The 23,772-nt window shown below is 44.3% G+C and carries 27 protein-coding genes; 17 read left to right on the top strand and 10 right to left on the bottom strand.

Annotated features, from left to right (window positions below):
- Positions 1-21 precede the first annotated feature (21 nt).
- On the bottom strand, positions 22-681 hold the full coding sequence (locus B1A85_RS09645; RefSeq protein ID WP_104546683.1) for an ATP-dependent Clp protease proteolytic subunit: 660 nt from the start codon (positions 679-681) through the stop codon (positions 22-24).
- A gap of 274 nt (positions 682-955) precedes the next feature.
- Here B1A85_RS09645 and B1A85_RS09640 point away from each other — a divergent pair, with 274 nt between their 5' ends.
- On the top strand, positions 956-2,212 hold the full coding sequence (locus tag B1A85_RS09640; protein ID WP_104546682.1) for a VWA domain-containing protein: 1,257 nt from the start codon (positions 956-958) through the stop codon (positions 2,210-2,212).
- Positions 2,213-2,241: 29 nt separating this feature from the next.
- Positions 2,242-2,625: a VOC family protein gene (locus B1A85_RS09635; protein WP_104546681.1), complete on the top strand. Its 384-nt coding sequence runs from the start codon at positions 2,242-2,244 to the stop codon at positions 2,623-2,625.
- 205 nt (positions 2,626-2,830) lie between these two features.
- Here B1A85_RS09635 and B1A85_RS09630 read toward each other — a convergent pair whose 3' ends face one another.
- A complete protein-coding gene (locus B1A85_RS09630) occupies positions 2,831-3,010 on the bottom strand; it encodes a hypothetical protein (RefSeq protein WP_104546680.1) in 180 nt (59 codons plus the stop codon).
- A 26-nt stretch (positions 3,011-3,036) separates the two neighbouring features.
- Entirely contained in the window at positions 3,037-4,116 is a 1,080-nt protein-coding gene (locus B1A85_RS09625; RefSeq protein WP_104546679.1) for a PIN/TRAM domain-containing protein, read from the bottom strand.
- 554 nt (positions 4,117-4,670) lie between these two features.
- Between B1A85_RS09625 and hemW the strand changes: the two genes are divergently transcribed.
- Positions 4,671-5,903 carry a radical SAM family heme chaperone HemW gene (hemW, locus tag B1A85_RS09620; RefSeq protein ID WP_246841384.1) on the top strand — a complete coding sequence of 411 codons (1,233 nt, stop codon included), beginning with the start codon at positions 4,671-4,673 and terminating at the stop codon, positions 5,901-5,903.
- Between the two features lie 23 nt (positions 5,904-5,926).
- Here hemW and B1A85_RS09615 read toward each other — a convergent pair whose 3' ends face one another.
- On the bottom strand, positions 5,927-6,232 hold the full coding sequence (locus tag B1A85_RS09615) for a hypothetical protein (RefSeq protein ID WP_104546678.1): 306 nt from the start codon (positions 6,230-6,232) through the stop codon (positions 5,927-5,929).
- Positions 6,233-6,366: 134 nt separating this feature from the next.
- On the opposite strand from B1A85_RS09615, the gene B1A85_RS09610 reads away from it, so the two are divergent.
- The 4 genes from B1A85_RS09610 to B1A85_RS09595 all read left to right on the top strand — a co-directional run bounded on the left by B1A85_RS09610 (position 6,367) and on the right by B1A85_RS09595 (position 10,623).
- Entirely contained in the window at positions 6,367-7,440 is a 1,074-nt protein-coding gene (locus tag B1A85_RS09610; protein ID WP_104546677.1) for a LacI family DNA-binding transcriptional regulator, read from the top strand.
- Between the two features lie 262 nt (positions 7,441-7,702).
- Positions 7,703-9,727 (top strand): FAD-dependent oxidoreductase, encoded by a 2,025-nt coding sequence (locus tag B1A85_RS09605; RefSeq protein WP_104546676.1) that lies wholly within the window; start codon positions 7,703-7,705, stop codon positions 9,725-9,727.
- A gap of 271 nt (positions 9,728-9,998) precedes the next feature.
- Positions 9,999-10,325 (top strand): ATP-dependent Clp protease adapter ClpS, encoded by a 327-nt coding sequence (clpS, locus tag B1A85_RS09600; RefSeq protein WP_015188823.1) that lies wholly within the window; start codon positions 9,999-10,001, stop codon positions 10,323-10,325.
- A gap of 4 nt (positions 10,326-10,329) precedes the next feature.
- A complete protein-coding gene (locus B1A85_RS09595; protein ID WP_104546675.1) occupies positions 10,330-10,623 on the top strand; it encodes a DUF2103 domain-containing protein in 294 nt (97 codons plus the stop codon).
- 42 nt (positions 10,624-10,665) lie between these two features.
- On the opposite strand, the gene B1A85_RS09590 is transcribed toward B1A85_RS09595, so the two are convergent.
- Together B1A85_RS09590 and B1A85_RS09585 are read right to left on the bottom strand one after the other, a co-directional pair.
- Entirely contained in the window at positions 10,666-10,989 is a 324-nt protein-coding gene (locus tag B1A85_RS09590; protein ID WP_104546674.1) for a hypothetical protein, read from the bottom strand.
- 125 nt (positions 10,990-11,114) lie between these two features.
- A complete protein-coding gene (locus B1A85_RS09585; protein WP_104546673.1) occupies positions 11,115-11,606 on the bottom strand; it encodes a molybdenum cofactor biosynthesis protein MoaE in 492 nt (163 codons plus the stop codon).
- Between the two features lie 151 nt (positions 11,607-11,757).
- On the opposite strand from B1A85_RS09585, the gene lepB reads away from it, so the two are divergent.
- Positions 11,758-12,327: a signal peptidase I gene (gene lepB / locus B1A85_RS09580; protein WP_104546672.1), complete on the top strand. Its 570-nt coding sequence runs from the start codon at positions 11,758-11,760 to the stop codon at positions 12,325-12,327.
- A gap of 145 nt (positions 12,328-12,472) precedes the next feature.
- Here lepB and B1A85_RS09575 read toward each other — a convergent pair whose 3' ends face one another.
- The gene (locus B1A85_RS09575; RefSeq protein WP_104546671.1) at positions 12,473-12,991 is read right to left on the bottom strand and encodes a ComEA family DNA-binding protein; all 519 of its coding nucleotides are present in this window, start codon (positions 12,989-12,991) and stop codon (positions 12,473-12,475) included.
- 38 nt (positions 12,992-13,029) lie between these two features.
- Positions 13,030-13,425 (bottom strand): NINE protein, encoded by a 396-nt coding sequence (locus tag B1A85_RS09570; RefSeq protein WP_104546670.1) that lies wholly within the window; start codon positions 13,423-13,425, stop codon positions 13,030-13,032.
- Between the two features lie 441 nt (positions 13,426-13,866).
- Here B1A85_RS09570 and B1A85_RS09565 point away from each other — a divergent pair, with 441 nt between their 5' ends.
- Positions 13,867-14,190, top strand: a complete 324-nt coding sequence (locus B1A85_RS09565) for a DUF1825 family protein (RefSeq protein WP_104546669.1) — start codon at positions 13,867-13,869, stop codon at positions 14,188-14,190.
- Between the two features lie 85 nt (positions 14,191-14,275).
- Here B1A85_RS09565 and B1A85_RS09560 read toward each other — a convergent pair whose 3' ends face one another.
- Positions 14,276-16,198 carry a transglycosylase domain-containing protein gene (locus B1A85_RS09560; protein ID WP_104546668.1) on the bottom strand — a complete coding sequence of 641 codons (1,923 nt, stop codon included), beginning with the start codon at positions 16,196-16,198 and terminating at the stop codon, positions 14,276-14,278.
- Between the two features lie 200 nt (positions 16,199-16,398).
- On the opposite strand from B1A85_RS09560, the gene tyrS reads away from it, so the two are divergent.
- From tyrS to B1A85_RS09545, 3 genes are all read left to right on the top strand, one after another.
- Positions 16,399-17,616, top strand: coding sequence for a tyrosine--tRNA ligase (gene tyrS / locus B1A85_RS09555; RefSeq protein WP_104546844.1), 1,218 nt, complete (start codon positions 16,399-16,401; stop codon positions 17,614-17,616).
- A gap of 132 nt (positions 17,617-17,748) precedes the next feature.
- The gene (pyrF, locus tag B1A85_RS09550; RefSeq protein WP_104546667.1) at positions 17,749-18,462 is read left to right on the top strand and encodes an orotidine-5'-phosphate decarboxylase; all 714 of its coding nucleotides are present in this window, start codon (positions 17,749-17,751) and stop codon (positions 18,460-18,462) included.
- Positions 18,459-19,055 carry a hypothetical protein gene (locus B1A85_RS09545; RefSeq protein WP_104546666.1) on the top strand — a complete coding sequence of 199 codons (597 nt, stop codon included), beginning with the start codon at positions 18,459-18,461 and terminating at the stop codon, positions 19,053-19,055. Before pyrF ends, B1A85_RS09545 begins: the two co-directional genes overlap by 4 nt.
- 115 nt (positions 19,056-19,170) lie before the next feature.
- On the opposite strand, the gene B1A85_RS09540 is transcribed toward B1A85_RS09545, so the two are convergent.
- Positions 19,171-19,866: a uracil-DNA glycosylase family protein gene (locus tag B1A85_RS09540; protein ID WP_104546665.1), complete on the bottom strand. Its 696-nt coding sequence runs from the start codon at positions 19,864-19,866 to the stop codon at positions 19,171-19,173.
- Positions 19,867-20,039: 173 nt separating this feature from the next.
- Between B1A85_RS09540 and B1A85_RS09535 the strand changes: the two genes are divergently transcribed.
- From B1A85_RS09535 to B1A85_RS09515, 5 genes are read left to right on the top strand one after another with little or no spacing between them, the layout of a single operon-like run.
- Complete coding sequence (locus tag B1A85_RS09535) at positions 20,040-20,735, top strand: phosphoribosyltransferase (protein ID WP_168192377.1); 696 nt, start codon at positions 20,040-20,042, stop codon at positions 20,733-20,735.
- A gap of 22 nt (positions 20,736-20,757) precedes the next feature.
- Positions 20,758-21,465: a class I SAM-dependent methyltransferase gene (locus tag B1A85_RS09530; protein ID WP_210404335.1), complete on the top strand. Its 708-nt coding sequence runs from the start codon at positions 20,758-20,760 to the stop codon at positions 21,463-21,465.
- Positions 21,453-22,616, top strand: a complete 1,164-nt coding sequence (locus B1A85_RS09525; RefSeq protein WP_104546663.1) for a quinone-dependent dihydroorotate dehydrogenase — start codon at positions 21,453-21,455, stop codon at positions 22,614-22,616. The genes B1A85_RS09530 and B1A85_RS09525 overlap by 13 nt, the downstream gene beginning before the upstream one ends.
- Entirely contained in the window at positions 22,613-23,044 is a 432-nt protein-coding gene (ureE, locus tag B1A85_RS09520; RefSeq protein ID WP_104546662.1) for an urease accessory protein UreE, read from the top strand. Before B1A85_RS09525 ends, ureE begins: the two co-directional genes overlap by 4 nt.
- Positions 23,045-23,070: 26 nt before the next feature.
- Complete coding sequence (locus tag B1A85_RS09515; protein ID WP_104546661.1) at positions 23,071-23,745, top strand: urease accessory protein UreF; 675 nt, start codon at positions 23,071-23,073, stop codon at positions 23,743-23,745.
- The last annotated feature ends 27 nt before the right edge of the window (positions 23,746-23,772 follow it).

Below are 23,772 nucleotides of genomic sequence, written 5' to 3'. Positions count from 1 at the left end.
CTAGCCACTAGCTACTAGTCACTAAATAACTCCTGCGGGTAGTTGCGGACTCGCGAGGTCTTCTTTCGTCAACACGCGGTCGATCAAACCATACTCTACAGCTTGCTGCGGAGATATGTAGAACAACCGATCCATATCCTTTTCAATCTTTTCACGGGGTTGACCAGTGGTGCTTGCTAGGATATCGAGCATTGCAGCTTTATTTGCTAGCACTTCTTTGGCGCGAATTTGAATATCAGTAGCTTGACCTTGAGCATAGCTCTTTGGTTGATGCAAGACGATGGTTGCATGAGGTAAGCTAGCACGACAGCCTTTTGTTCCCGCACTGAGTAACATCGCAGACATTCCCATTGCCATCCCAATACAAATCGTATGGATCGGAGGCTTGATGTACTTCATCGTGTCGTAGATTGCAAAAGCTTCGGTTTCAAAACCAACAAGTTCGCCACTGTAACCTGAAGTACCGGTAGAGTTGATATAAATTCGAATCGGCTTTTCGGGATCTTCTGATTGGAGGTATAGTAGTTCGGCAATGAGTAATTCTGTCACTGCAGGAACTAACGGCATCCCTAAGTAAACGATTCGTTCCTTCAGTAGTAGAGAAGGTAAGTCGGGTGGCGGTGTACGGTAGAAGTTATCGCCGTAGTAGGGCGCTTGAACAGCCTTGATGGGTGATTCCATAGACAATTAATTGCCTAAAATATCGCTTTGATCTTTAGTACATCCTAACGCGTGCTGAAACGAAGCCGGAGTACGGTTTACTCGCTATCAGTACACTTAAGCCTGCAAACAATTCCAAGCTTAGGATATTCTGAGTATTAGTTATAACTGTTTATATCAGTATTTCGTAAAAATAAACATCTTCAGGATGGTAACTGGTCATTGGTAATTGGCAAGAATATCGATTACCGATTACCCATCACTGATTACTCTAAAGAAATAGGAATTTAAAGTTATGAAGGTCTCTATTCAACCAGCGCTGAATGATGCCAATTTAGATGCAACTCAAGCGAACAGTCAACGGCAGTTAGCGATCGCGATCGCGGCGGATACGCACGCTGACTTTGAATTCAATCGCAGTGTACCACTTAATCTTTGTCTGATCCTCGACCACAGCGGTTCGATGAAAGGGCATCCTTTAGAAACTGTAAAACAAGCAGCGAATGAACTTGTCGATCGCCTTACCCCTGGAGTCGATCGCTTAAGCGTTGTCGTTTTCGATCACCGTGCCAAAGTGTTAGTTCCAAATCAAATTGTTGACGATCCCGAAAGCATCAAACGGCAAATTAAACGTCTTTCAGCAGCAGGGGGAACTGCAATCGACGATGGTATGCGACTAGGAATCGAAGAACTTGCCAAAGGTAAAAAAGAATCGATTTCCCAAGCATTTTTATTAACCGATGGTGAAAATGAACACGGTAACAATCAACGCTGTCTCAAATTTGCAGAACTTGCGGCAAGTTACAATCTCACGCTTAATACTTTAGGCTTTGGCGATCGCTGGAATCAAGACGTCTTAGAGCAAATTGCGGATGCTGGTGGTGGGACTTTATCGTATATTGAGTATCCTGAACAAGCCGTCGATGCGTTTAGTCGCTTGTTTAATCGGATCTCAACAGTGGGGTTGACCAATGCTTATTTGCTATTGTCACTAATGCCGAAAGTGCGCCTTGCAGAACTTAAACCAATTGCCCAAGTTGCACCGGATACGATTGAGTTACCAGTTCAACAGGAAGCTGATGGACGCTTTGCGGTGCGTTTAGGTGACTTGATGAAAGTACAGCGCGTTGTCTTGGCAAACTTGTATATTGGACAGTTACCCGAAGGTAAAAGAGCGATCGCGCAATTGCAAGTCCGTTATGACGACCCAGCAATGAATCGTACAGGCTTACTTTCAGAGACGATCCCTGTGACGATCAATGTAACGCGCGCGTATCAACCCGCGATTAATTCACAAGTGCAAACGCATATCTTGGCATTAGCAAAATATCGCCAAACGCAACTTGCTGAGACAAAACTCCAACAAGGCGATCGCGCAGGCGCAGCCACAATGCTACAAACCGCCGCCAAAACTGCACTACAAATGGGCGACAAAGGCGCGGCGACTGTCTTGCAAACCTCTGCAACGCGATTACAAGCCGGAGAAGAACTCTCCCAAGGCGATCGCAAGAAAACGCGGATCGTTTCTAAAACAGTCCTACAAGATTCGTAATCACAATTCAAGGTTTAAACAAGGCTTTCATGCAAACTACAGGAATTCATCACGTTGCAATTATTTGTTCGGACTACGAACGATCTAAAAAATTTTATGTCGAAGTTTTAGGCTGTTCGATCATTAACGAAACTTTTCGAGCTGCCAGAAACTCTTACAAACTAGATTTACAAATTGGCAAAGACCAGATTGAGTTATTTTCCTTCCCCAATCCTCCCACAAGACCGAGTACCCCAGAAGCTTGTGGTTTAAGACATCTTGCGTTTGCGGTGGAAGATTTAGAGAAAACTGTACTCGAATTACAGTCAAAAGGTGTCGAGGTAGAACCAATTCGCGTTGATGAAATAACAGGTAAACGCTTCACTTTTTTTCAAGATCCCGATGCCTTACCTTTAGAAATTTATCAGTTGTAGGGCAGGTAAATTTAATCAGCCTGGCGAATAAATTCGCGGCTAAATCAACAAAGTCCACCCAGGTGGACTCATACAAAAATGATAGTTTATCAATAGATCTCCTATCAGCGTGCTGCCTTGCATACTTTGCTTAATAAGCCCCTGACTTCAGTCGGAGGACTTCTACGATTGAGACACGCATAATTATTTCTATCAAAACCACACATCATTTTCGCGCTTTCCAAGTACCACCGTAAATGTAATACGGATTATTTTGACTCAACGGTAGCCAACACTGAGGACAAACAAAAATCCACGTACCAGATTCGTCAAACCGAATACGATATAAAACCGGCGCAGGTTGTTTGCACCGGTTACAGAATTTGATGCGCGATCGCAACGCCATATTCTTTGTAGCTGTCGATCATCTCCTCAAGCCAATGCTGAAGCTTGTGGTTTGGCAAAAATCATTCTTCCGGCGGTCGTTTGCAGCGCACTTGTCACAATCACCCTCACTTCCCCACCAACGTAGCTACTGCCTTCTTCTACCACGACCATTGTGCCATCTTCGAGATAACCGATACCTTGACTTGGTTCTTTACCTTCTTTGAGAACTTTCAAGTCAATGCTATCACCAGGTAAGTAAGTCGGACGTACTGCTTGCACCAGATCGTTAATATTGAGGACTGGCACTTTCTGAACGCTCGCAACTTTAGACAAGTTGTAATCATTCGTCACCAACGTACCATTGATCTCTTGGGCAAACCGCACTAATTTAGCATCAACTGTCGGTACATCATCATAATCTACCGGATGAATCAAAATTCGATCCGCGTAAGTTTCCTTCAAACGATTGAGGATTTCTAACCCCCGCCGCCCGCGAACGCGCTTTTGATCTTTAGCACCATCGGCGAGTTGTTGCAGTTCTTGTAAAACAAATTGTGGAACTAAAATTTGTCCTTCTAGAAATCCTGTTTCTAGCAGTGTTTCCAGACGCCCATCGATGATACAGCTAGTGTCTACAACTTTGGTCGCAGCTGCTTTGAGGGTTCCTTCGGCTAGCAATACCGACTCGACATTGTTGAAATTAATCAGTCTCAGTAACGCAGGACCGTGAGTATCTGCTAAACTCACTCCCGAAAAAGCAAACATAACACTGCCTAACACCGCGATCAATGGCTTGATGAAGCCAAAATCTGCAGGAATTGGTAGTAAGAACAACGGAGCCAACATTAAATTGGCAATGAGTAATCCCATGACTAAGCCGATCGCTCGTGTCAAAATTACCTCAATCGGCATTTCTCTGACTTGTTTTTCGATGCGACGATAGCTAATCTGGAAACTCAGTCCCGCAGCACCACCAATCAAGGCGGCGAAAGCCGCAAAAACCAAGCGCAAAGCTTCAACGTTAGTCACCTGCTGCTGCACGTTTCCAGGCAGCAGTTCTATGCTGTAATAACCTATGCCTGCGCCTGCTACAATGAATGAAATGATAATAATTGCGTCAAGCATTGTGCAAATCCAAGTTATTTAAGTTGCAAGTCTGTTTTTTCAGGATGCAACAACTGAACTTTTGTTTCCTCACCCGTTTGGTTGAGTACTTTTATTATATCTTTAGTGTTCTTCACCACAGATTTACAGTTGTTGTATCAGATCGCTCTTATTAATACAACATTACGGAAATGAGTAACTTAGCTAACATAATGCGTAATTGATAAGTTTGTTGCATTTTAATATTCCTCCGTTATGTTTCTTTTAACAAGAATATTTTGTAAGCTAGCACAGCTTAATGCGTATGACTTTGATAAATTCTTATCTACTGTGGTCGTCTCTCATATTGATTTAGATACAATAGTCACATTTTAATTAGTGAATTTTATCTATCTGTCTTTTATCTTGATTTCACACCTCTTCAAGTAGTGAAGATAATGAGATATCTGCAACGTTAGACAGTAAAATAAATATTTCATCGCTCGTCATCTGAGAAGAATTTACAAGAAATATTTAATTTTTAGAAAAAGAGTTTACACTTATTCACCATTATTTTTATTTTCATAGAAAAGTGCGTGTTAGCTAAATTAGATTTAAGCAAAAACGTCATTAATGACACTCAGCCAACCTCCGCCTATGTACATATTCCTTTTTGTAGAAGGCGGTGTTATTATTGCGACTTTCCGGTATCAGTTGTAGGCGATCGCCTAAATGGCGAAAACTCTGGCACAATTTCGCGTTATGTAGAAGTGTTGTGTCAAGAAATTGCTAACACCAACGCAGCAGGCGAACCACTCAAAACGATTTTCTTTGGTGGTGGAACTCCTTCGTTATTATCGGTGAATCAACTGCAACAAGTTGTTAATACGCTCAAATCACAATTTGGAATCGCCAATGGTGCTGAAATTTCGATAGAAATTGACCCAGGGACGTTTACTTTAGAACAGCTACAAGGTTATTGTCTTGCGGGAGTGAATCGCGTTAGTCTCGGTGTCCAAGCGTTTCAACCAGAATTATTAAAGATTTGCGGGCGATCGCATACTGTTGAAGATATTTACACCGCAATCGAGATGGTGCGAACAGTCAATGTCCCTTCATTCAGCCTTGATTTGATTTCTGGTCTACCTTATCAAACCTTAGCACAGTGGCAAGATAGTTTAGATCGAGTTGTGGCGATCGCCCCCAATCATCTTTCAATTTACGATCTGCAAATCGAACCTGGTACCGCATTTAATCGTTACTACGAAGCTGGAAAACAGCCCTTACCAACTGATGATACGACAGCGCAGATGTACCGCATGGCGCAGCAAGTTTTAACATCCGCTGGGTACGAACACTACGAAATCTCTAACTATGCTCAACCTCTTCATCAGTGTCGTCACAACCGCGTATATTGGCACAATCAACCATACTATGGCTTTGGGATGGGTGCGACTAGCTACGTTCGTGGACAACGATTCACTCGTCCGCGCAAGACACAGGAATATTATCAGTGGGTGAAAGATTACATTGCTGCTGATGGCGTACTCGATTGTCCACAGACACCTTTAAATGAGGTTTTGTTGGAAACACTCATGTTAAAGCTGCGCTTAAGTGAAGGTATTAACCTTGCTACACTCGCGCAACAATTTGGTGTGGAGACGGTGGCAAAAATTTGGCAATGCTTACAACCCTACTACGAACGAGGTTGGGTGGAAATTGTGGGAACTGAACAAATACGCCTAAGCGATCCCGAAGGATTTTTATTTTCCAACACGGTACTAGCAAGGTTGTTTCGTCAGTTAGGGAGTGAACTGGAGGTATCATAGAGGTTAGACAGGTGCTACTCTTTTCAATCCCAAACATTGTGTTGCTGACGATTGTGGTGGCGTTCTTCTAACCAAATTAAAACTTCTGGTGCTGAGTTGAGTTGCAATGTGCGATCGCTTTCGGGATCGTAAACTCGCCACTGCATTTTGCCATCAATAACAATTTCTCGCACTTGAGGTTCATTGCTAAACGCGAACAACTGGGAGAAATAACGCCCCAAACGATCGAGCAATGAATTGAATTGACTTTGCGTAGATTTCGCTGCAGGTTTTGACCGAGGAACTAGCAGTTCTTGTTCTCTGTAGTTGAGCCACTGTTGGTAGTTCATATATACTCCTCACTCGAGTTATCTGAATCGATTCAGATAGCTTACGTTAACCATTGTAACAACTTTTCTTGATCGATCAAGTCAATGTGTGTTTCAATTACAGGCAAAAAGAGGAACAGTATCCTAAAAAATGCATGGAACACGACAAAGCAAGAAAATCCATCAAACTTCAGGATATTGCTCAAGCTATCGGAGTTTCGCGGACAACAGTATCAAATGCGTTCAATCGACCGGATCAACTTTCCCCAGAACTGCGCGATAAAATCCTGGAAACAGCCAAAGAAATGGGCTACCCAGGTCCTAATCCGATGGCGCGGATGCTGCGGACAGGGCAAACAGGTGCGATTGGCTTAGTATTTGGAGAATCGCTACCGTACGCATTTAATGACTTAGCGGCGATCTCTTTTTTAAGAGGAGTTTCAAGAGTTTGCGAACGCGTCAAAGCAAGTTTGCTCATCGTACCCACACTCGAAAGCGATGCGGCGCAAAAGACAATTGAGCAAGCCACAGTAGATGGGTTTATTATTTATAACCTCCCTGATGATAGTGAAGCACTCGTACGTGTTTTAGACCGTCAGCTACCAGTTGTCGCCGTCGATCAGCCTTCGTTAAAAAATGTCCCGTCAGTTGGAATTGACGATCGCCAAGCTGCAAGAAAAGCTGCAACGCACTTATTAAGTCTTCATCACAAGCAAATCGCCATTATTGCGATGGAGTTACTTTCTGATTTATACGTTGGTTTAGTAGACGCTCAACGACTCGAACAAGCGACGCATCAAATAACTAAGCTACGATTGCAAGGCTACCGCGATGCGATCGAAGAGGCGGGAATTGACTTTAGCCAGATTCCCATTTACGAATGTCGCAACGACGAAAATCATGCACGAGAAGTCGCCACGACTGTATTGCAGCGCCATCCTCGACCAACTGCCATTTTAGCGATGAGTGATATTTTAGCTTTTGGTGCTTTGCGCACTGCACAGCAAATGGGTTTAAAAGTGCCAGAAGATTTATCAATCGTCGGCTTTGATGATATTCCCTTAGCTTGGCAAATCCGCCCAAGACTTACAACCGTACAGCAACCACTGATTGAAAAAGGAGTCGTTGCAGCAGAATTATTATTGAGTAAATCACTAACGAAAACTGCCAAAGTTTTGGGAACAAGACTTGTAGTACGCGAATCGTCAGGAATTGCACCAGTTACTTAGATAGGTGCAGAGGAGATCTGAGGAGAATTTTTCTGATTCAAAATTGATCGCTAACCACTCAAGACCGATCGCTAGTCACTAACCAGAGGTCAAAGATCGGGGAAATTTCGATTGAAAAGTGGATGATTGCAGATTAACGCCTCGATCAATGCAAAATCTCTCTTTGATACCCAATCCCTAAGTCCTACCACTTGCGATGAACATTTTCAGGGTGGTAACGTCTAGGAGCTACTTAGACTTATGGAGCTAAGCTACCAGAAATATGAAGCGATCGCTTGTTAGTCTGACTTTAATTTCAACTTTTATCGCCTCTTTTCCTTTAATTGCCTTGGCAACGCCGCCTCGAACTGCGGATCAAACCGTAGAGTGCGAACTCTTAGTAGCTGGAGGTGGTCTTGCGGGTGTGGCGACAGCGTATGAAGCCTTGTTAGCCGGAAGGACAGTTTGTTTAACTGAAATCACCGATTGGGTGGGAGGACAAATTTCCGCACAGGGAACCTCCGCACTTGACGAACGCACAACGCAACGACAGCGATTGTTTTACTCGCGTGGTTATTTAGAATTACGTCGGCGGATTGAACGCAAATATGGCAAGTTAGACCCTGGTGATTGTTGGGTCAGTGAGTCTTGCTTTTTACCGCGTGATGGTCACGTTATCCTTTCAGAAATGTTACGCGACGCTGCAAGAAGAGGGCGCGGAGAATTGAAATGGTTTCCGACAACAGTTATTAAAGATTTACAAATTGCCCAAACAGGTGCCGAAAAACGCATTCAAAGTGCGATCGCAATTCAGCACCAACCTGCTAAGGGCGCGCCACCGCTTAATACTTATCCGCTATCGCAAACAATTACCGATGCTTATAGCTATCAAAACTCGCGCTTGTTTACTAAAAATATTGTGCGGTTTGTCCCTGCTGCCAAGAGGGGTGAGTCTACTTCTGTTCCTAACTGGTATGTAATTGATGCAACGGAGACGGGCGAACTGATTGCGCTTGCAGATGTTCCTTATCGCTTAGGTATCGATCCGCGTTCTCATCTCGAACCGTCTTCTTCTAGCGCGACTAACGATCCGTATTGCACGCAAGGCTTTACTTACACTTTTGCGATGGAAGCGACTCAGCAGCCGCAAATACACGTAGAACCACCATTTTATCAACAGTATGCCAGTTACTACAGTTATGAGCTACCGCGACTTGCCAGCTTTCCTTTAGTCTTTACTTACCGTCGCATCTGGAGTCCGCGCCAAGGTGAAAATATGCGCTTTGGCGGTATCTCTTTCACGGCTCCTACTCCAGGCGATATCTCGATGCAAAACTGGACTTGGGGTAACGACTACCGCCCTGGTACGGCTGCTGATAACTTAGTTTATACGCGCAACCAACTACAGACGACAGGACAGTTGCAACCTGGTGGTTGGATGGGCGGCTTGCGTGTCGAAACGTTGCGTAAAGGGGAAGAACACGCTAAAGGCTTTTTTCATTGGCTTGTTGCCGGAACGACCGATTCGCAACTTGGTCCTGGGGTGAAGGAACCGCAGCCAAACAATCGCTACCTTGCAGGACTCGATTCGCCGATGGGAACGGCGCACGGATTATCTAAGTATCCTTATATGCGCGAGGGACGGCGGATTTTAGGACGTCCTACCCTAGCCTATCCTCAAGGTTTTACGGTATCAGAAATTGATATTTCGCGTCGCGATTATAGTGATAGTTACTATCGCTTGGTTTTATCACCGCAAAGCTATCGCAGTCTCAAGGCTGCATTAGCGGGTTTGGAAGCTGCATCGGTGATTGCAGGAAAGATTCCTCCCAGAGATGTGATGCGGCGGACGCGCTCTACGATTTATCCTGATGCTGTTGGTATTGGTCACTATGCGATCGACTTCCATCCTTGTATGCTCAAAAGTCCTGCGGAACTTCCTGGTAATATCGAGCGCCCTGGCGAACGGCTCGGTGCAGGTCAAGCGTATCCTTTTCAGATTCCGCTGCGGGCAATGATTCCTCAGCAAATCGATAATTTACTCGTGGCAGGAAAAAGTATCGCTGTCAGTCATATTGCGGCGGCTGCTTATCGCGTACATTCTTTTGAATGGTCGGTTGGTGCTGCTGCGGGGACTACCGCCGCTTTCGCCTTGGAACGCGCGATCGCACCCTATCAACTCATCGCCCGAATCCCGTTTCCCGAACCGCAGCTTGAAGCCTTACAGCGCCGTCTAGTCCAAAATGGCAATCCTACCGCTTTCCCCGATACTTCGATTTTTAATGAAGCTTGGGAAGATTGGCAGTAATCTGGAGGTCAGGTTCAAAAACAGAGACAATTTACCTGTGATTGAGGTAGTGATTTCCTCAATCTTTACTCTTTGAGAAACTTATGTTATTATCTACTTCATAATGGAAATCTATGCCGTTTAGAGAGCAAGCTTATACTTCCATTGTTTAAATAATTGTACTATAACTACAACGCATTCTGCTATTGCCTAGAAACTATTTATCCACTCAAAATTTTAGTTAAACTAGGTACTTAAAATGCACTCATTTGAAAATTCGTTTAGCTAGCTTATGACTATGAGATTTGCGACAGGTGTTTACGCGATGGCAGCCTCACCAACAGTAGCTCCTGAGAAATCGAGTCAAGTTACGCCAAAGCTGTATCCTAACTACAAAATCATCGTGTTGAATGATGATTTTAATACTTTCCAGCACGTAGCAGAGTGTCTGGCAAAATACATTCCTGGAATGACCAGCGATCGCGCGTGGGAACTTACGAACCAAATCCATTATGAAGGGCAGGCGATCGTGTGGGTAGGTCCCTTAGAACAAGCCGAACTTTATCACCAGCAGCTGCGACGTGCAGATTTAACAATGGCACCACTAGAGGCAGCATAATTTAATGAATAATCCCGCTAGTGGCAGATTGGTCTTAAACCACTCCACACACATTCCTGGTTTAATTCCTGTATTAGAACGCCTCACTAAAGTTGAAGGCATACAAACTATTACTCCAGGAGTGATTGGGCGGGTTAAAGGTCACATTCCCCGAATGCAACTGCGCGTTTCTGTTCCCATTCGGGGAGGCTTCAAAGTGATTGTTCGCCAAGGTAAGACTGTCCAAGAAGTATTTATCCTGACTACATTGAGCCAGGATAAACTTGAAGGTGCGATCGCGATCGCGTTGAATAAATAAGTTTATATTATCGGTGTAATTAAACAAGTTTCGATTGGATAGCTATTCTTCAACTTGTTTGACCGCGACTCGATGCAACGGCAAACAAACGATGCAAGCAAACGTTAGAAAGTAAGACAACGCTGCGGTTAATTTGACACTAAGCGCTAAGATTTCCCAATCTGGAAGAATCAGCTTTTGTGCAACACAAGCAATACAATAGACCAGCCAGTAAGCAAAGCTCATTCTAAACAAAATGAGTTCAGTTTCTTCTAACTCCTCGACTTGTGCTTGATTTGTTTTAGCTAGCAAGATTAAACCAACAACACTAGCAAAGAAAGAAAGCGATAGGATGACGTCGTGCCAAACAGAGTGGAGTATTTGCATATAGTTGTATATTAATAATCCAATCGCAAATCAGTCTAAAGGATTAGTGTCTTGGTATACAAAAATAGTTACAAACCTCAATATTATGAACGAGTGTTAAGTGGTTAGTGGCTAGTACTTTGATGCTAACAATCTGATTGTGTTTCACACGCACCGATGCTAACCCAGCTACTCGAACCATCTTGCCAATATTCTTTTTTCCAGATAGGTGCTTGGTGCTTTAAGGTATCAATTGCATAACGACACGCTTCAAACGCTTCCGACCGATGCGGACAACCAACCGCTACCAGTACGCTAATTTCACCAACGTGTAAGCGTCCAACGCGGTGATGAATTACAACTCGATTGACATCAGACCAAGTTTTGCGAATTTCAGCAGCAATTTGGCGAAATACTTGCATCGCCATTGGTTCGTAGGCTTGATACTCTAAAGATACGACTTGCTTACCATCAGTTTGATTGCGCACCATCCCACTCATGACAACGATCGCCCCATTTGCAGCGTCATTTGCAAGCGCATAAACTTCTTCAAGTGATAGAGGCGCGAACGTGATGGCAAAGCTATCTTCAGCTTGTTTAGATATCGGGGTGGCAAAAGGTGTAGTCAATTGATTCATTATTCATCGCAATTGAGCTTATTCACAAATTATTACAAATCGCGCCGATTCCTCAACAATTAACCTCGCCCCTAGCTTCCGACCTCATTTATCGTCACAATAATCAAAGTGTTTATTTGATTTGCTCAGTAAGAGACGTTAGCAAACTTTTATGACCTTGAAAGAAAGTAACTCCAAAGAATCTTTTTGGTTGCGAGTATGGCACAGCCAGAAGGAAAACTTGATTTTAATTCTGATTGCCTTAGTTTTAGCATTCTTGATTAGAACGTTTGTGGCGGAACCGCGCTACATTCCTTCCGATTCCATGCTACCGACATTGCACATGGGCGATCGCTTAGTTGTCGAAAAAGTCTCTTACTGGTTGCATCCGCCAATGACGGGCGATATTATCGTTTTTGAACCGCCCCCGAAACTACAAACGATGGGTTATGCCAAAGACCAAGCGTTTATTAAGCGCGTAATTGGTAAACCTGGCGATATTGTAGCTGTCGCCAATGGCAAGGTCTATCTCAATAATCAGCCATTAACCGAAGATTATATTGCCGAACCTCCGGCGTATCAATGGGGACCCCAGCAGGTGGCGGAAAATGAGTTTTTTGTGATGGGGGACAACCGCAACGATAGTAATGATTCGCACGTTTGGGGTTTTTTACCAAGAGAAAATATTATTGGACGTGCTTGTTTTCGCTTTTGGCCTTTGAAGCGTATTGGATTTGTATAAGTTATAGTAGAGGAAGCTTCAGGTGCAGAAAAGATCTAAGGAGAATATTTTTCGCGGTCTTCAAAATCCATAACTAGTCACTAGCCAAGAGTTATAAGTTAGCTGGAACAAATAATTTTAGGTTCCTCGATGATGTATTGCAATATCAAAAACACAGATAATGCATCAACTTGCTAATTGTGACTCCGGCTAGTGATAAGCGGCGTTGCAGGTCTACAAGATTGCGGTATGGTCCTAAGGATGTGCGATTTTGTACTATAGCTGCTGCTAATGCCCGATCGATGACTGGAATTTGGGCAAGCATTTCTATTGTCGCTGTGTTGGGGTTGACTAGCGGCTGTAGATAACGTTCTTCGTCGTAGTAGCAAAACTTTAATACAACTTCCAAAGGCTTCAGTCGCTGTAACGGCATATTTAATGCGGCTGCAATATCTTCAATACAGTAAAATTGAACGCCACTGCGACGTAATTCTACAAGCGATCGCGCTTGGTGAATAGAGATTCCTGGTAGTCTTAGCCAATCATCAACACTCGCTTGATTAACATCGATGCGGATACCTAACGCCGCGGCGATCGCAATTTCAGCTAGCGACTCCATGCGGTAGTATGGGTCATTGAGGAGCTTGGCGCGGATTGTCTGAGACTGCAACCAGTTCTGAAGCATGGTGGAGTCAGGGTTTACTTTGTGAAGCCTATCTCTATTCAAACAATTTTATTTAACAATTGGCGGCGTTTTTGCTCAAATTCGTACTCAGAAATTAATCCATCTTGGCGTAGATCGTCGAGTTGACGCAACGCATCAGCGATCGCACCAACGCGGTTAGGAGTTGCGGATTGATTTGGCGTTGCTGCGAAAACTTCGATATTTCCTTCAGATTGGTTAAAATTTCGGTCAAATTCCTCTGAATCTTGGGCTAGATACCAAACTCCTTCAATCGCACTTGCAACGCGCGGAATTGGCGTCCATGATAAGAGTAAATACAACACGCCCCACAGAGGTTGTCCTAGATAGAACTTGTGTAAACCGGCGATCGGTATGACTGTGCCACTAAAAGCTAAAAGTGCGGCAATTTTTCTACTTTTTAGTTTACCTAACATAGATATAGCAGTCGGAGGTCAAAGGTCAGAGGTCAGGGGAAGAAAAGTTATAAATGAGCCTTGAGTGTTGAGGTAAGAAATTCTGTAATTCAAAACTCATAACTCAAAACTTTAATATCCTAACCAGATTGACATTGCTACAAATAATATTGATTGTTCTAACACACAAAAAGTCGAGTTAAAAGCAGCTCGCGAAGATTGCTTTTATTTAAGTATGAGTTGTTGACAATATAACGCCTGTCAGCACATTCGGTGGTGGAGAACTAGCTTTATTATTTTAGACCTTGGAATTCTAACCCGTGACTTCTGACTCTTAGTTTGTCAAGTGTTGAAATCTCGACAACAATACTATGAAGTGTAGCCTTTGAGTCTAGACTAGAATGATACCAGATGCAACAGTAAAGTCTCCTGAGTGATAGCACTCAGTTGAACATAAGTGCCATGGGATTTTTTGACTCTGAGATTGTTCAACAAGAAGCCAAGCAGCTTTTTGAAGATTACCAGTCCTTAATCAAACTTGGTCAGAACTACGGCAAGTTTGACCGCGAAGGTAAAAAGATATTTATCGAGCAAATGGAAGCTCTGATGGAACGTTATCGCATTTTTATGAAGCGATTTGAACTATCAGAAGACTTCATGGCTCAGATGACGGCGCAGCAACTGCAAACGCAGTTAGGACAGTTTGGAATAACACCACAGCAGATGTTTGACCAGATGAATCTAACACTGCAACGGATGAAAGCCGAAGTCGATAAACAGCCATGAAAGAGGGATCGTGGGTCGGAGGTCAGTTGATTTAACTTTAACTTTTTCTGTTTTTTACCCCGATCCTTAGCCCCTCTTCGTGCTGTTAGTTAGCACTAGGACGCTGAAATTGCGAAGGCGAGCGGAAGTACTCAACTCGTTGATCTTTTAGTGCTTTCTGCATAAAGTCACGCCATACAGGCGCAACAAAACCACCACCAGTTGAGCCTTTGCCTAACGGTCGATAATTATCGTTTCCTACCCAAACGGCAGTTGATAGCTGTGGTACGTAACCGACAAACCAAATGTCACGCTCTGAAGACGTGGTTCCTGTTTTACCAGCAGCTTGACGGTCAAGTTGTGCTGCTCTACCAGTACCGTTGTTAATAACTCCTTGCATCACACTATTAAGTGAAGCTGCTGCCCAGGGGTCTAGTACGAGTTGAGGTTTAGGCGTGTTGTCGAGTAATACATTACCACTACTGTCACTGACACGGACGATCGCGGTCGGCGGCGAGTACCAACCATAATTCGCGAAAGCCGCATAAGCGCTAGCCATTTCTAACGGTGTTACCCCAATAGCTCCTAAGGGTAATGAGATGACTGGCTCCATTGGACTATTAATTCCCAGAACCCGACAAATTTCAATAACTTTATTCAATCCAACAGCTTGTCCAATTTTAATTGCCGGAATATTTCGCGAAACTTCTAGGGCTCGGCGAATCGACATTGGTCCTTGGAAGGAATTGTCATAGTTCTTAGGTACGTAGCGTTGCGCGCTACCATCGTTATAGCTAACTGGGGTATCATCCACAATTGAGTTAGGAGTATACTTGCCAGAGGCAAACGCTGCGTAATACACAAACGGTTTAAACGCTGAACCAGGTTGACGCTGTGCTTGTGTCGCGCGGTTAAACTCGCTTTTTCTTGGATCGACGCCACCAACGAGTGCTTTGATAAACTGAGTTCGCGGATCGACTGCAACTAATGCCATTTGATCGCCGTTGACTCCTTGGGCGCGAATTCGCTTATGCCACGTTGCTACAGTCTCTTCAGCCATCCGCTGCATATCAGCATCGACAGTTGTTTGCACGCGCATTCCACCTTTAAGTACCGCATCGCGACCAAAGCGTCTTGCTAACTCTTGCGCGGCTGCATTGGTAACATAAGGCATCGCACTACCTTGGAAGGAGCGGATGCGACCAAGTTTGATTTCTGTGTTACGCGCAGCAGCTTCTTCTTCTGGTGTAATCCAACCCAACTGCAACATTCGGTTGAGCACGACTTCCTGGCGTTGCTTTGCCCGTTCCATGCTATTAAACGGACTGTATTGCTCTGGGGCTTGAATCAAACCTGCCATCATTGCTGCTTCAGCCAAATTAAGATTCGCTGCTGATTTATTAAAGTACGTTCGGGCTGCGGTTTGGACGCCGTAGTTATTGTGTCCCCAATAAACTTGGTTGAGGTACAGTTCCAGAATTTCTTCTTTACTCAGAACTTGCTCAAGGCGAACAGCTAAGACAGCTTCTGCAACTTTACGACTAAATTTTCGCTCGGGCGACAAGAAGATATTTCTTGCCAACTGCATCGAGACAGTGGAGCCTCCTTCCGCGACAGCACCGCGTTGCCAATTGACTAGTAACGCCCGACCAACGCTGCCAACATTGATACCGTGATGATAATAAAAGTGGCTATCTTCGATCGCCATGACAGCGCGTTTGAGATCCGGCGAGATGCGGTCTAACGGAACAACTTCGCGGTTTGCTTCGCCGTGAATACTGGCAAGCAGTCTACCTTTAATGTCGTAAATATAAGATGTTTCTGAGGGAAAATAATTACGTAAAGCTCTAACGTCGGGTAGGTTGCGGAAACTGATTGCTAACCCAATTAATCCCCCAGCTACAACAGCACTCGTCAGCATGGTAATTGCCAATAATGTGCCGCCAGTTACCTGACCGACTTCTTTGACAAACTGATAACTGGGTGAAGAGCCTCGTTGTTTTTTATTATGAACAATACTAGAAGACACGGCGGTTTAACTTCCTCACTTGTAGACAAGGGTTGAAATTGAGTGATGCGCTAAAAAAAAATATTTTTTGCAATTATAGTAATCTGACATCTGAGCGAATGCGAACGCGCGCGATTCTGAATCAATTATATGAAGACCAGACAAGCTATCAAGTTCCTAGTATGACGCAAAGCCAAGGAGAAACTACAATTCAACCAACGATGGAGCGTGCCGTAAAAAATTTTACGTGGCTACGCCGTGGTGTCAGCGAGATCTTTCCCGAACAAGTTGATTCGGACGATCCGCTGGAAAATCTCGAAAAACGCTTGACAATTACGCATCGACCTTTGCGCGTCAAACTGGGCATCGATCCTACGAGTCCCGACATTCACCTTGGTCATAGTATTCCTTATAGAAAGCTCCGAGCTTTTCAAGATGCGGGGCATACAGCAGTACTTATTATTGGCGATTTTACTGCAAGAATTGGCGATCCAACAGGTAAATCAGAAGTTCGTCGGCAATTAAGCGAAGAAATTGTGGCACAAAATGCCAAAACATACTTAAATCAGTTGCGTCCTATCTTAGATTTTGACACGCCAGGCAGGCTAGAAGTTCGCTACAACTCCGAGTGGCTTTCCAAGTTGGATTTGGCAAAAATTTTAGAGTTACTTTCTACGATGACTGTCGGGCAGATGTTAGCTAAAGAAGGATTTGCCGAGCGTTATGCTCAAGAAAATCCCATTTACTTGCATGAGTTTTTATACCCGATTATGCAAGGGTATGATTCGGTAGCAGTCGAAGCTGATGTGGAATTAGGGGGTACAGACCAAAAGTTTAATATTGCGGTAGGGCGAGATTTACAACGCCACTTCGGGTTTCCACCGCAGTTTGGGGTACTGATGCCTATTCTCATTGGAACCGATGGAACGCAGAAAATGTCCAAGTCTTTGGGAAACTACATTGGTTTATCCGAAGACCCACTGACAATGTATTCCAAATTAGAAAAAATTCCCGATCATCTGCTAGAACAATACTTTGAGTTGTTGACGGATTTACCTTTAGACCGTTTACCAGAAAACCCGCGCGATCGCCAAAAGCTCTTAGCATTAAATATCGTCGCTCAATATCACGGTCAAGAAGCTGCGGTAAAAGCTCAGCAAACCGCAATGTCGCTGATTCAAGGCGCATCAACGGATACATCATCTGTGCCAGAATTTTCTTTATCACAGGTAGAGTTTCCGGCGAAGTTGTTTTATATTCTGAGTGCCAGTAAATTGTGTAAAAGCAGTTCCGACGCTCGCAGACAAATTCAAGGGGGTGCAGTGCGATTGAATAGCGATCGCATTACACAAATTGATTTAGCCTTTGAAAAACCTGAACAACTATATGAAAAAGTTCTACAAGTTGGAAAAAATAAGTTTGTCCGCCTTGTACCGTGATTAAATTGAGTGACTAGTGGCTAGTTGTAAAGGGTAGGAGTATAAAAGCGCAGAAAAGCTCTAATTACCACTTGTCTTTCCCCAACTCAAATACCCGCCGCACCGCTGCAAACCCGACCCCTGACCCCCATAATGTCCCCAGACCGCATTATTGTGCCTTTAGATGTCGCCAGCGAAGCCGAAGCGATCGCTTTACTGGAAAAACTACCAGAAGTCACTTTCTGGAAAGTTGGTTTAGAACTTTTTGTCAATAGTGGTCCAGGTATCTTAAAAATCCTGAAAAACCAGCAAAAGCGAATTTTTTTGGATCTGAAGTTTCACGACATTCCCAACACAATGGCGGGTGCGTGTCGGGCGGTGGGGCGTTATGGAGTTGATTTGCTCACCATTCACGCCACAGCCGGGAAAGATGCGATCGCCGCCGCGCATCAGGCGGTACAACAAGGGGCTGCATCAGCTGGCGTAACACCCCCGAAAGTGCTAGCGATTACACTGTTAACGAGTATTTCGGCGCGACAGCTGGCGTTTGATTTAAAAGTTCCGTTAGAGTTACCTGAATACGCGCTACAAATGGCGCTATTAGCCCAAGCAGCAGGTTTAGATGGCGCGGTTTGTTCGCCGCAAGAAGTCGCGCAGTTACGTCAAATTTGCGGTGACAATTTTTTACTCGTTTGTCCTGGGGTACGACCTCTTTGGGCAGAAGGGGGAGATCAAAAGCGATCGCTTACTCCCGCACAAGCCCTCAAAGCTGGAGCCGACTATCTTGTGGTTGGGCGTCCCATTACAGCATCTGAAGACCCAAAAACAGCTTGGATGCGCATTTGTGAAGAGTTAGCAGCCTCATGATAGCGGTGAGAAGGCTGCGGATTTCGATTTACGCTGTTTACTTATTTGCTTATAGCTTCAACCTAGAAATTATCGGAATAAAGCCAGTCAATAATACATATCTTCAACAATCGATAGGATTTGCTCAGCGATCGCCGCAGTGTCAAACCGAAGATGTAGAAACCTTAACTGCACAACTGTTGCCAGTTTTACCAAGCTATGCGAATCGAATTAGCCAACGTACTCGTCGTCGCGATGCGATCGTTGATATTTATACTTACGTAATTATTGCTGGACGTCCTGAGTTTGCACCGCTAACGCTTGGTCCTGGCGAATATACTCCTGATATAGAAGCAACAAATGCACAACAGCCGCAACAAGTCTTTATCACAACGCTCGAACGACAGTATATCGATGGAAAACCTGTCGAACTACAACAGTTTCATTGGCTATTTTTCACGCGTACCGAAGGTACTTGGCGACTCGCCATCATGTTTTCGCGCACAGGGTCGTATCCTTCTCAAAGACCTGTGACACCTCCTAGAGATAGTAGTAACGGCATTATTGCCCAAGCAATACGGACATGGTTACGCGATTGTCAAACTAATTTGTAAGTATGCGACAATAAGCGTACTTAAAAGCTGGAAACTGGTAACTGGTCAATAGTAATTGGCGATCGCAAAGAATATTAAGCAACAATGACCCATTACCCAGATTTACACAAAAGGTCTATTGCATCTCATCTAACTTGGCACGTACTGCTTGGATATCTTGCCACATCAACCATTTGGGACTACCGCGTTCGCGAGAAGGGTTGCGCAATAAATAGGCTGGATGAAAAATTGGCATGCATAAGCGTCCTTCCCACTCAATCCAGTTTCCGCGAATTTTACTAATTCCGCGTTTTTCTCCTGTCAAGCCTTTAAGAGCCGTTGCACCAGTAAATAGAATGATTTTTGGGTCAACCAAACGAATTTGTTCTAGAAGGTAAGGTTTACACGCGCTGATTTCGTCAGTGGTGGGAACGCGGTTGTTAGGCGGACGGCATTTAATGATGTTACAAATATAAACGTGTTCGTCTGTATCGAGTTTTACAGAGGCTAGAATTTTATCAAGAAGTTGCCCTGCTTTACCAACAAAGGGTAATCCGGTTTCATCTTCATTTTGCCCTGGTGCTTCACCAACGAGCATAATCGGTGCTTGCAAATTTCCGCGTCCAACTACGGCGTGCGTGCGAGTTTTGCCAAGCCCGCAGCGATGACATGCATTGCAATGCTGCGCAATTTCCGTCATTGTAGAATACGTACCGGGGGGAATCGGAATTTTAGCGTCGGTTGGAATTAATTCAGGCTGCGCTGCTGCCGATGTTTCTGAAGCAGTGTTAGGATCTGGAAAAAGACTAAGTTGCTCTTCGCTGCTAGTCATGATGTGGAATAGCGTCGTCAGTTGAAATAAAATGCGATTGCGCTTCGCGCAGCATCCTAGTTGCCCCTCAATTTTACTGTAGTGCGATCAATTTCAGGATCGTTACACTCAAAAGCTAAAATCAGTCATCATAGAAATAAGACTATCGCGCTTTTATAATGTTAGGCGCACTCATGTCAGATTTTCCTCTCTTTCGCGATCGCATTGATGCTGGCGAACAGCTAGCACAAGCCATTGCTTTTGCTTTAACTCAGCCACCACTATCAACACTTGATGCTCAACCAATTGTCTACGCACTACCACGCGGCGGTATACCTGTAGGTCTGCCAGTTGCACAATTATTACATTGTCCTTTAAGTATTTTAGTTGCTAAAAAAATTAGCCATCCTAAAAATCCCGAATTGGCAATTGGTGCTGTTACTGCTGATGGTAACGTGCTGTGGGCTGAGGAAACGCCATTTTTCATTCCTCATTCGCGTCAAGGAAAAGCCGCGCTAGCAGAAGCTACGGCAAAAGCACAAGCACAACTTGCCCAACTTGCGCCTGCGTGTCCCGAAGTTAATGCAGAAGGTGCGATCGCGATTATCGTTGATGATGGTATTGCTACCGGAATGACAATGGCTGTTGCTGCTCAAGCTTTGAAAGCCCAAAATCCCGCCGCCATACTGTTATGCGCGCCAGTTGCACCACACGGTTTGATTCCTTGGCTAGAACGGTGGGGCGATCGCGTGATTGTGTTGGAAACACCGCGATTTTTTATGAGTGTTAGTCGCTTCTATGCTGATTTTCCGCAAGTGGAAACGGAAGAAGCTTTGGCTTATTTACAACAACATAAAGAAGCAGAGGAGCAGAGGAGCAGAGGAGAATAGTTCAGAACGAATTGGTATTATTATGTCAATCAACCATCAATCGCAAAATCAAATTCTTCAAGTGACACTGCCACGAGTTTTAGAACCAGAAGTGATGGATAGCTGGGAAGAGGCGGTAGAGTACGATGCAATGGACTTTACAGAAGTTAATACTGCCTTTGCCGAAAGCGTGATTGAGTTAGGACCTCGTTGTGCAGCGAAAGTTCTGGATGTTGGTACAGGTACAGCAAGAATTCCCTTATTAATTGCCGCAAAGTGTCCGCAATGGCAGATATGGGGTATTGATTTAGCTCAAAATATGTTACAGCTTGGCTGGCAGCACGTTCAAAACGCTGACCTAGAACAACAGATTTTTCTCGAAACTGCTGATGCTAAAAAAATGCCTTATTCTGACGGACAATTTCAGATGGTGATTTCTAACAGCTTAGTACACCACTTGCCAGATCCTCTACCCTTTTTTCATGAAGTAGCACGCGTACTACAACCACAAGGCGCTTTATTTATTCGTGACTTGATTCGTCCTGCAGATGTCGAGACAATGGATGCTTTAGTTGCAAGTATTGGTGCAGAATACGACGAACAACAAAAGAAATTATTTCGCGACTCGCTTCATGCTGCGCTGACTTTGGATGAGGTTCGCGATTTGATAAAGCAAGCCAATTTACGCAATGTAAAGGTTTATCAATCTTCGGATCGACATTGGACAGCAGCAAGAGCGTGGCAAGATTAAACTTGAATTCAAAATACGAGTGGGATCTCTACAAACTGGTCATTCGACCTGTACTATTTACTGGATTAAAGACTGATCCAGAATGGTTGTATCAAAGAACGATTAGCGCGCTTAGCTTCTTAGAAAATTCACCACAGCACCCAGTGACAAAGTCAACGCAAAGTGTATTACAAAAATCACTGTGTTTAACCGATACGCGGTTGGAACAAAAACTATGGGGAATTCATTTTCCCAATCCTGTTGGTTTAGCCGCTGGATTTGATAAAGATGGTGTGGCGGCTAGCGTGTGGGAAAACTTTGGGTTTGGCTTTGCGGAAGTTGGTACAGTGACATTTCACGCGCAACCAGGAAACCCCCGCCCGCGCTTATTTCGTTTACCACAAGATCGCGCGGCTTTAAATCGCATGGGATTTAACAATTCTGGTGCGGCGATGATGGCAAAACGATTACAAAAGGCTTCTCATTTGATACCGCTAGGAGTCAATTTAGGAAAATCAAAAATTACTCCGCTAGAAGCCGCAGCCTCAGACTATTTAGAAAGTTTTCGATTACTCAAAGATTTGGGAGATTATTTTGTTGTCAATGTATCTTCCCCCAATACACCAGGGTTGCGATCGCTGCAAAATACTGCCGAATTAAGTTCAATTCTGGATGCGTTACAACAAGAAAATCAAGCTTCTAAGCCAATTTGCGTCAAAATTGCTCCCGATCTTGACTGGGAAGAAATTGCGGCGATCGTAGAAATTGCTCAAAGCTATCAACTTGCGGGGATGATTGCGACAAATACAACCATCAGTCGCGATCGCATCACTACAAAAATATTGCCACAAACGGGAAAACCGATTACCGAAGAAGCTGGCGGAATCAGTGGTTTACCCGTACGCGATCGCGCTACTGAAATTATCCGGTTTATTTACCAACAAACACAAGGACAGCTTCCGATTATTGGCGTTGGCGGAATCTTTACGGCGCAAGATGCTTGGGAGAAAATGATTGCAGGTGCGAGTCTCGTGCAAGTTTACACTGGTTGGATTTATGAAGGACCGTGGATGGTACGCCGGATCTTGCAAGGTTTGCTGCTCAAACTCGAAGAACACAAACTCGATTCAATTGTCGATGCGGTAGGATTACACTCAACCAAAAACTTATGATTGCACTTACGCAACGTCAGCCATCTAATTCTGATACTGTAGTAAATTTTACGTTAGCACTCACTGCGGAAGAACGAACTCGGAGTCGCTATCGCATTGAAACTCAAGACGAAATTGTATTTTTACGTTTACCAAGAGGTACAGTACTGCGCGATGGTGACTTACTGCAAACTGAAGATGCAAGTGTTATTGTACGGGTAGTGGCTAAACCAGAACCTGTACTTGTGGTAACGGCAACTCCAATGTTACTCCTGAAAGCTGCATATCATTTAGGAAATCGTCACGTACCTGTAGAAGTTGCCCAAGATTATTTGCAGTTGTCACCCGATCCAGTTTTACGCACCATGCTAGAACAACTCGGAACGCAAGTACGCGAAGCCGTGTTACCATTTCAACCAGAAATTGGCGCGTACAGACATCATCATTAGCAGTTAGCCTTGGTCATAAACAATTAATGACAATTGAACCGATACTGTATCTTTTGCAACTTGCTAGCCCAGCATTACCTGTGGGTGCATATAGTTATTCCGAGGGAATCGAAGCACTGGTAGATGAGGGTACGATTAGCGATGCACAAAGCTTACAGCATTGGTTAGAACAAGAACTGCGTTATGGCGCGATTCGGCTAGAAGCCGCTGTGATGGTGCGGGCGTATTCTGCGGTACAAAACAAAGATACAGAAGCTTTAAGCTATTGGAATCATTGGCTATCGGCGGCGCGAGAAACCGAGGAATTACGTTTATCAAGTTGGCAGATGGGGCGATCGCTTGCTAAACTCCTCTTACAATTACAACCGCAGGTATTGCCAATCGTTGATGCGGTAGAACCTTGTAATTATGCGATCGCGTTTGGCATGGCGGCGGCTTCTTGGCACATAGAACCGCTATCGTCAGTTGTTTTGGGATATTTACACAGTTGGACGACGAACCTTGTCACCGCTGGAGTGAAATTGATTCCCCTAGGACAAACGGCAGGACAACAAATAATATTAAATTTATTTCCCGATCTGATGAATGCTGCGACAGAGATTATCAGCTTAAGTGATGATGACTTGTCTAGCTGCACTTGGGGATTGTCGCTAGCGAGTATGGCACACGAAACTCAGTATACAAGATTATTTCGTAGTTAGTATACAGTTTAGAATAGTGAGCAAAAT

It is taken from the genome of Chroococcidiopsis sp. TS-821 (genome assembly GCF_002939305.1).
In the GTDB taxonomy this organism is placed as follows: domain Bacteria; phylum Cyanobacteriota; class Cyanobacteriia; order Cyanobacteriales; family Chroococcidiopsidaceae; genus Chroogloeocystis.
Note: the sequence above shows the minus strand (reverse complement) of the source record. Positions and strands in the feature narration are given on the sequence as shown.

Excerpts from the sequence above, each read along its gene's own strand:
- B1A85_RS09645 (WP_104546683.1), bottom strand. The coding sequence starts at position 681 with ATGGAATCACCCATCAAGGCTGTTCAAGCGCCCTACTACGGCGATAAC.
- B1A85_RS09640 (WP_104546682.1), top strand. The coding sequence starts at position 956 with ATGAAGGTCTCTATTCAACCAGCGCTGAATGATGCCAATTTAGATGCA.
- B1A85_RS09635 (WP_104546681.1), top strand. The coding sequence starts at position 2,242 with ATGCAAACTACAGGAATTCATCACGTTGCAATTATTTGTTCGGACTAC.
- B1A85_RS09630 (WP_104546680.1), bottom strand. The coding sequence starts at position 3,010 with ATGGCGTTGCGATCGCGCATCAAATTCTGTAACCGGTGCAAACAACCT.
- B1A85_RS09625 (WP_104546679.1), bottom strand. The coding sequence starts at position 4,116 with ATGCTTGACGCAATTATTATCATTTCATTCATTGTAGCAGGCGCAGGC.
- B1A85_RS09615 (WP_104546678.1), bottom strand. The coding sequence starts at position 6,232 with ATGAACTACCAACAGTGGCTCAACTACAGAGAACAAGAACTGCTAGTT.
- B1A85_RS09610 (WP_104546677.1), top strand. The coding sequence starts at position 6,367 with ATGGAACACGACAAAGCAAGAAAATCCATCAAACTTCAGGATATTGCT.
- B1A85_RS09605 (WP_104546676.1), top strand. The coding sequence starts at position 7,703 with ATGAAGCGATCGCTTGTTAGTCTGACTTTAATTTCAACTTTTATCGCC.
- clpS (WP_015188823.1), top strand. The coding sequence starts at position 9,999 with ATGACTATGAGATTTGCGACAGGTGTTTACGCGATGGCAGCCTCACCA.
- B1A85_RS09595 (WP_104546675.1), top strand. The coding sequence starts at position 10,330 with ATGAATAATCCCGCTAGTGGCAGATTGGTCTTAAACCACTCCACACAC.
- B1A85_RS09590 (WP_104546674.1), bottom strand. The coding sequence starts at position 10,989 with ATGCAAATACTCCACTCTGTTTGGCACGACGTCATCCTATCGCTTTCT.
- B1A85_RS09585 (WP_104546673.1), bottom strand. The coding sequence starts at position 11,606 with ATGAATCAATTGACTACACCTTTTGCCACCCCGATATCTAAACAAGCT.
- lepB (WP_104546672.1), top strand. The coding sequence starts at position 11,758 with ATGACCTTGAAAGAAAGTAACTCCAAAGAATCTTTTTGGTTGCGAGTA.
- B1A85_RS09575 (WP_104546671.1), bottom strand. The coding sequence starts at position 12,991 with ATGCTTCAGAACTGGTTGCAGTCTCAGACAATCCGCGCCAAGCTCCTC.
- B1A85_RS09570 (WP_104546670.1), bottom strand. The coding sequence starts at position 13,425 with ATGTTAGGTAAACTAAAAAGTAGAAAAATTGCCGCACTTTTAGCTTTT.
- B1A85_RS09565 (WP_104546669.1), top strand. The coding sequence starts at position 13,867 with ATGGGATTTTTTGACTCTGAGATTGTTCAACAAGAAGCCAAGCAGCTT.
- tyrS (WP_104546844.1), top strand. The coding sequence starts at position 16,399 with ATGGAGCGTGCCGTAAAAAATTTTACGTGGCTACGCCGTGGTGTCAGC.
- pyrF (WP_104546667.1), top strand. The coding sequence starts at position 17,749 with ATGTCCCCAGACCGCATTATTGTGCCTTTAGATGTCGCCAGCGAAGCC.
- B1A85_RS09545 (WP_104546666.1), top strand. The coding sequence starts at position 18,459 with ATGATAGCGGTGAGAAGGCTGCGGATTTCGATTTACGCTGTTTACTTA.
- B1A85_RS09540 (WP_104546665.1), bottom strand. The coding sequence starts at position 19,866 with ATGACTAGCAGCGAAGAGCAACTTAGTCTTTTTCCAGATCCTAACACT.
- B1A85_RS09535 (WP_168192377.1), top strand. The coding sequence starts at position 20,040 with ATGTCAGATTTTCCTCTCTTTCGCGATCGCATTGATGCTGGCGAACAG.
- B1A85_RS09530 (WP_210404335.1), top strand. The coding sequence starts at position 20,758 with ATGTCAATCAACCATCAATCGCAAAATCAAATTCTTCAAGTGACACTG.
- ureE (WP_104546662.1), top strand. The coding sequence starts at position 22,613 with ATGATTGCACTTACGCAACGTCAGCCATCTAATTCTGATACTGTAGTA.
- B1A85_RS09515 (WP_104546661.1), top strand. The coding sequence starts at position 23,071 with ATGACAATTGAACCGATACTGTATCTTTTGCAACTTGCTAGCCCAGCA.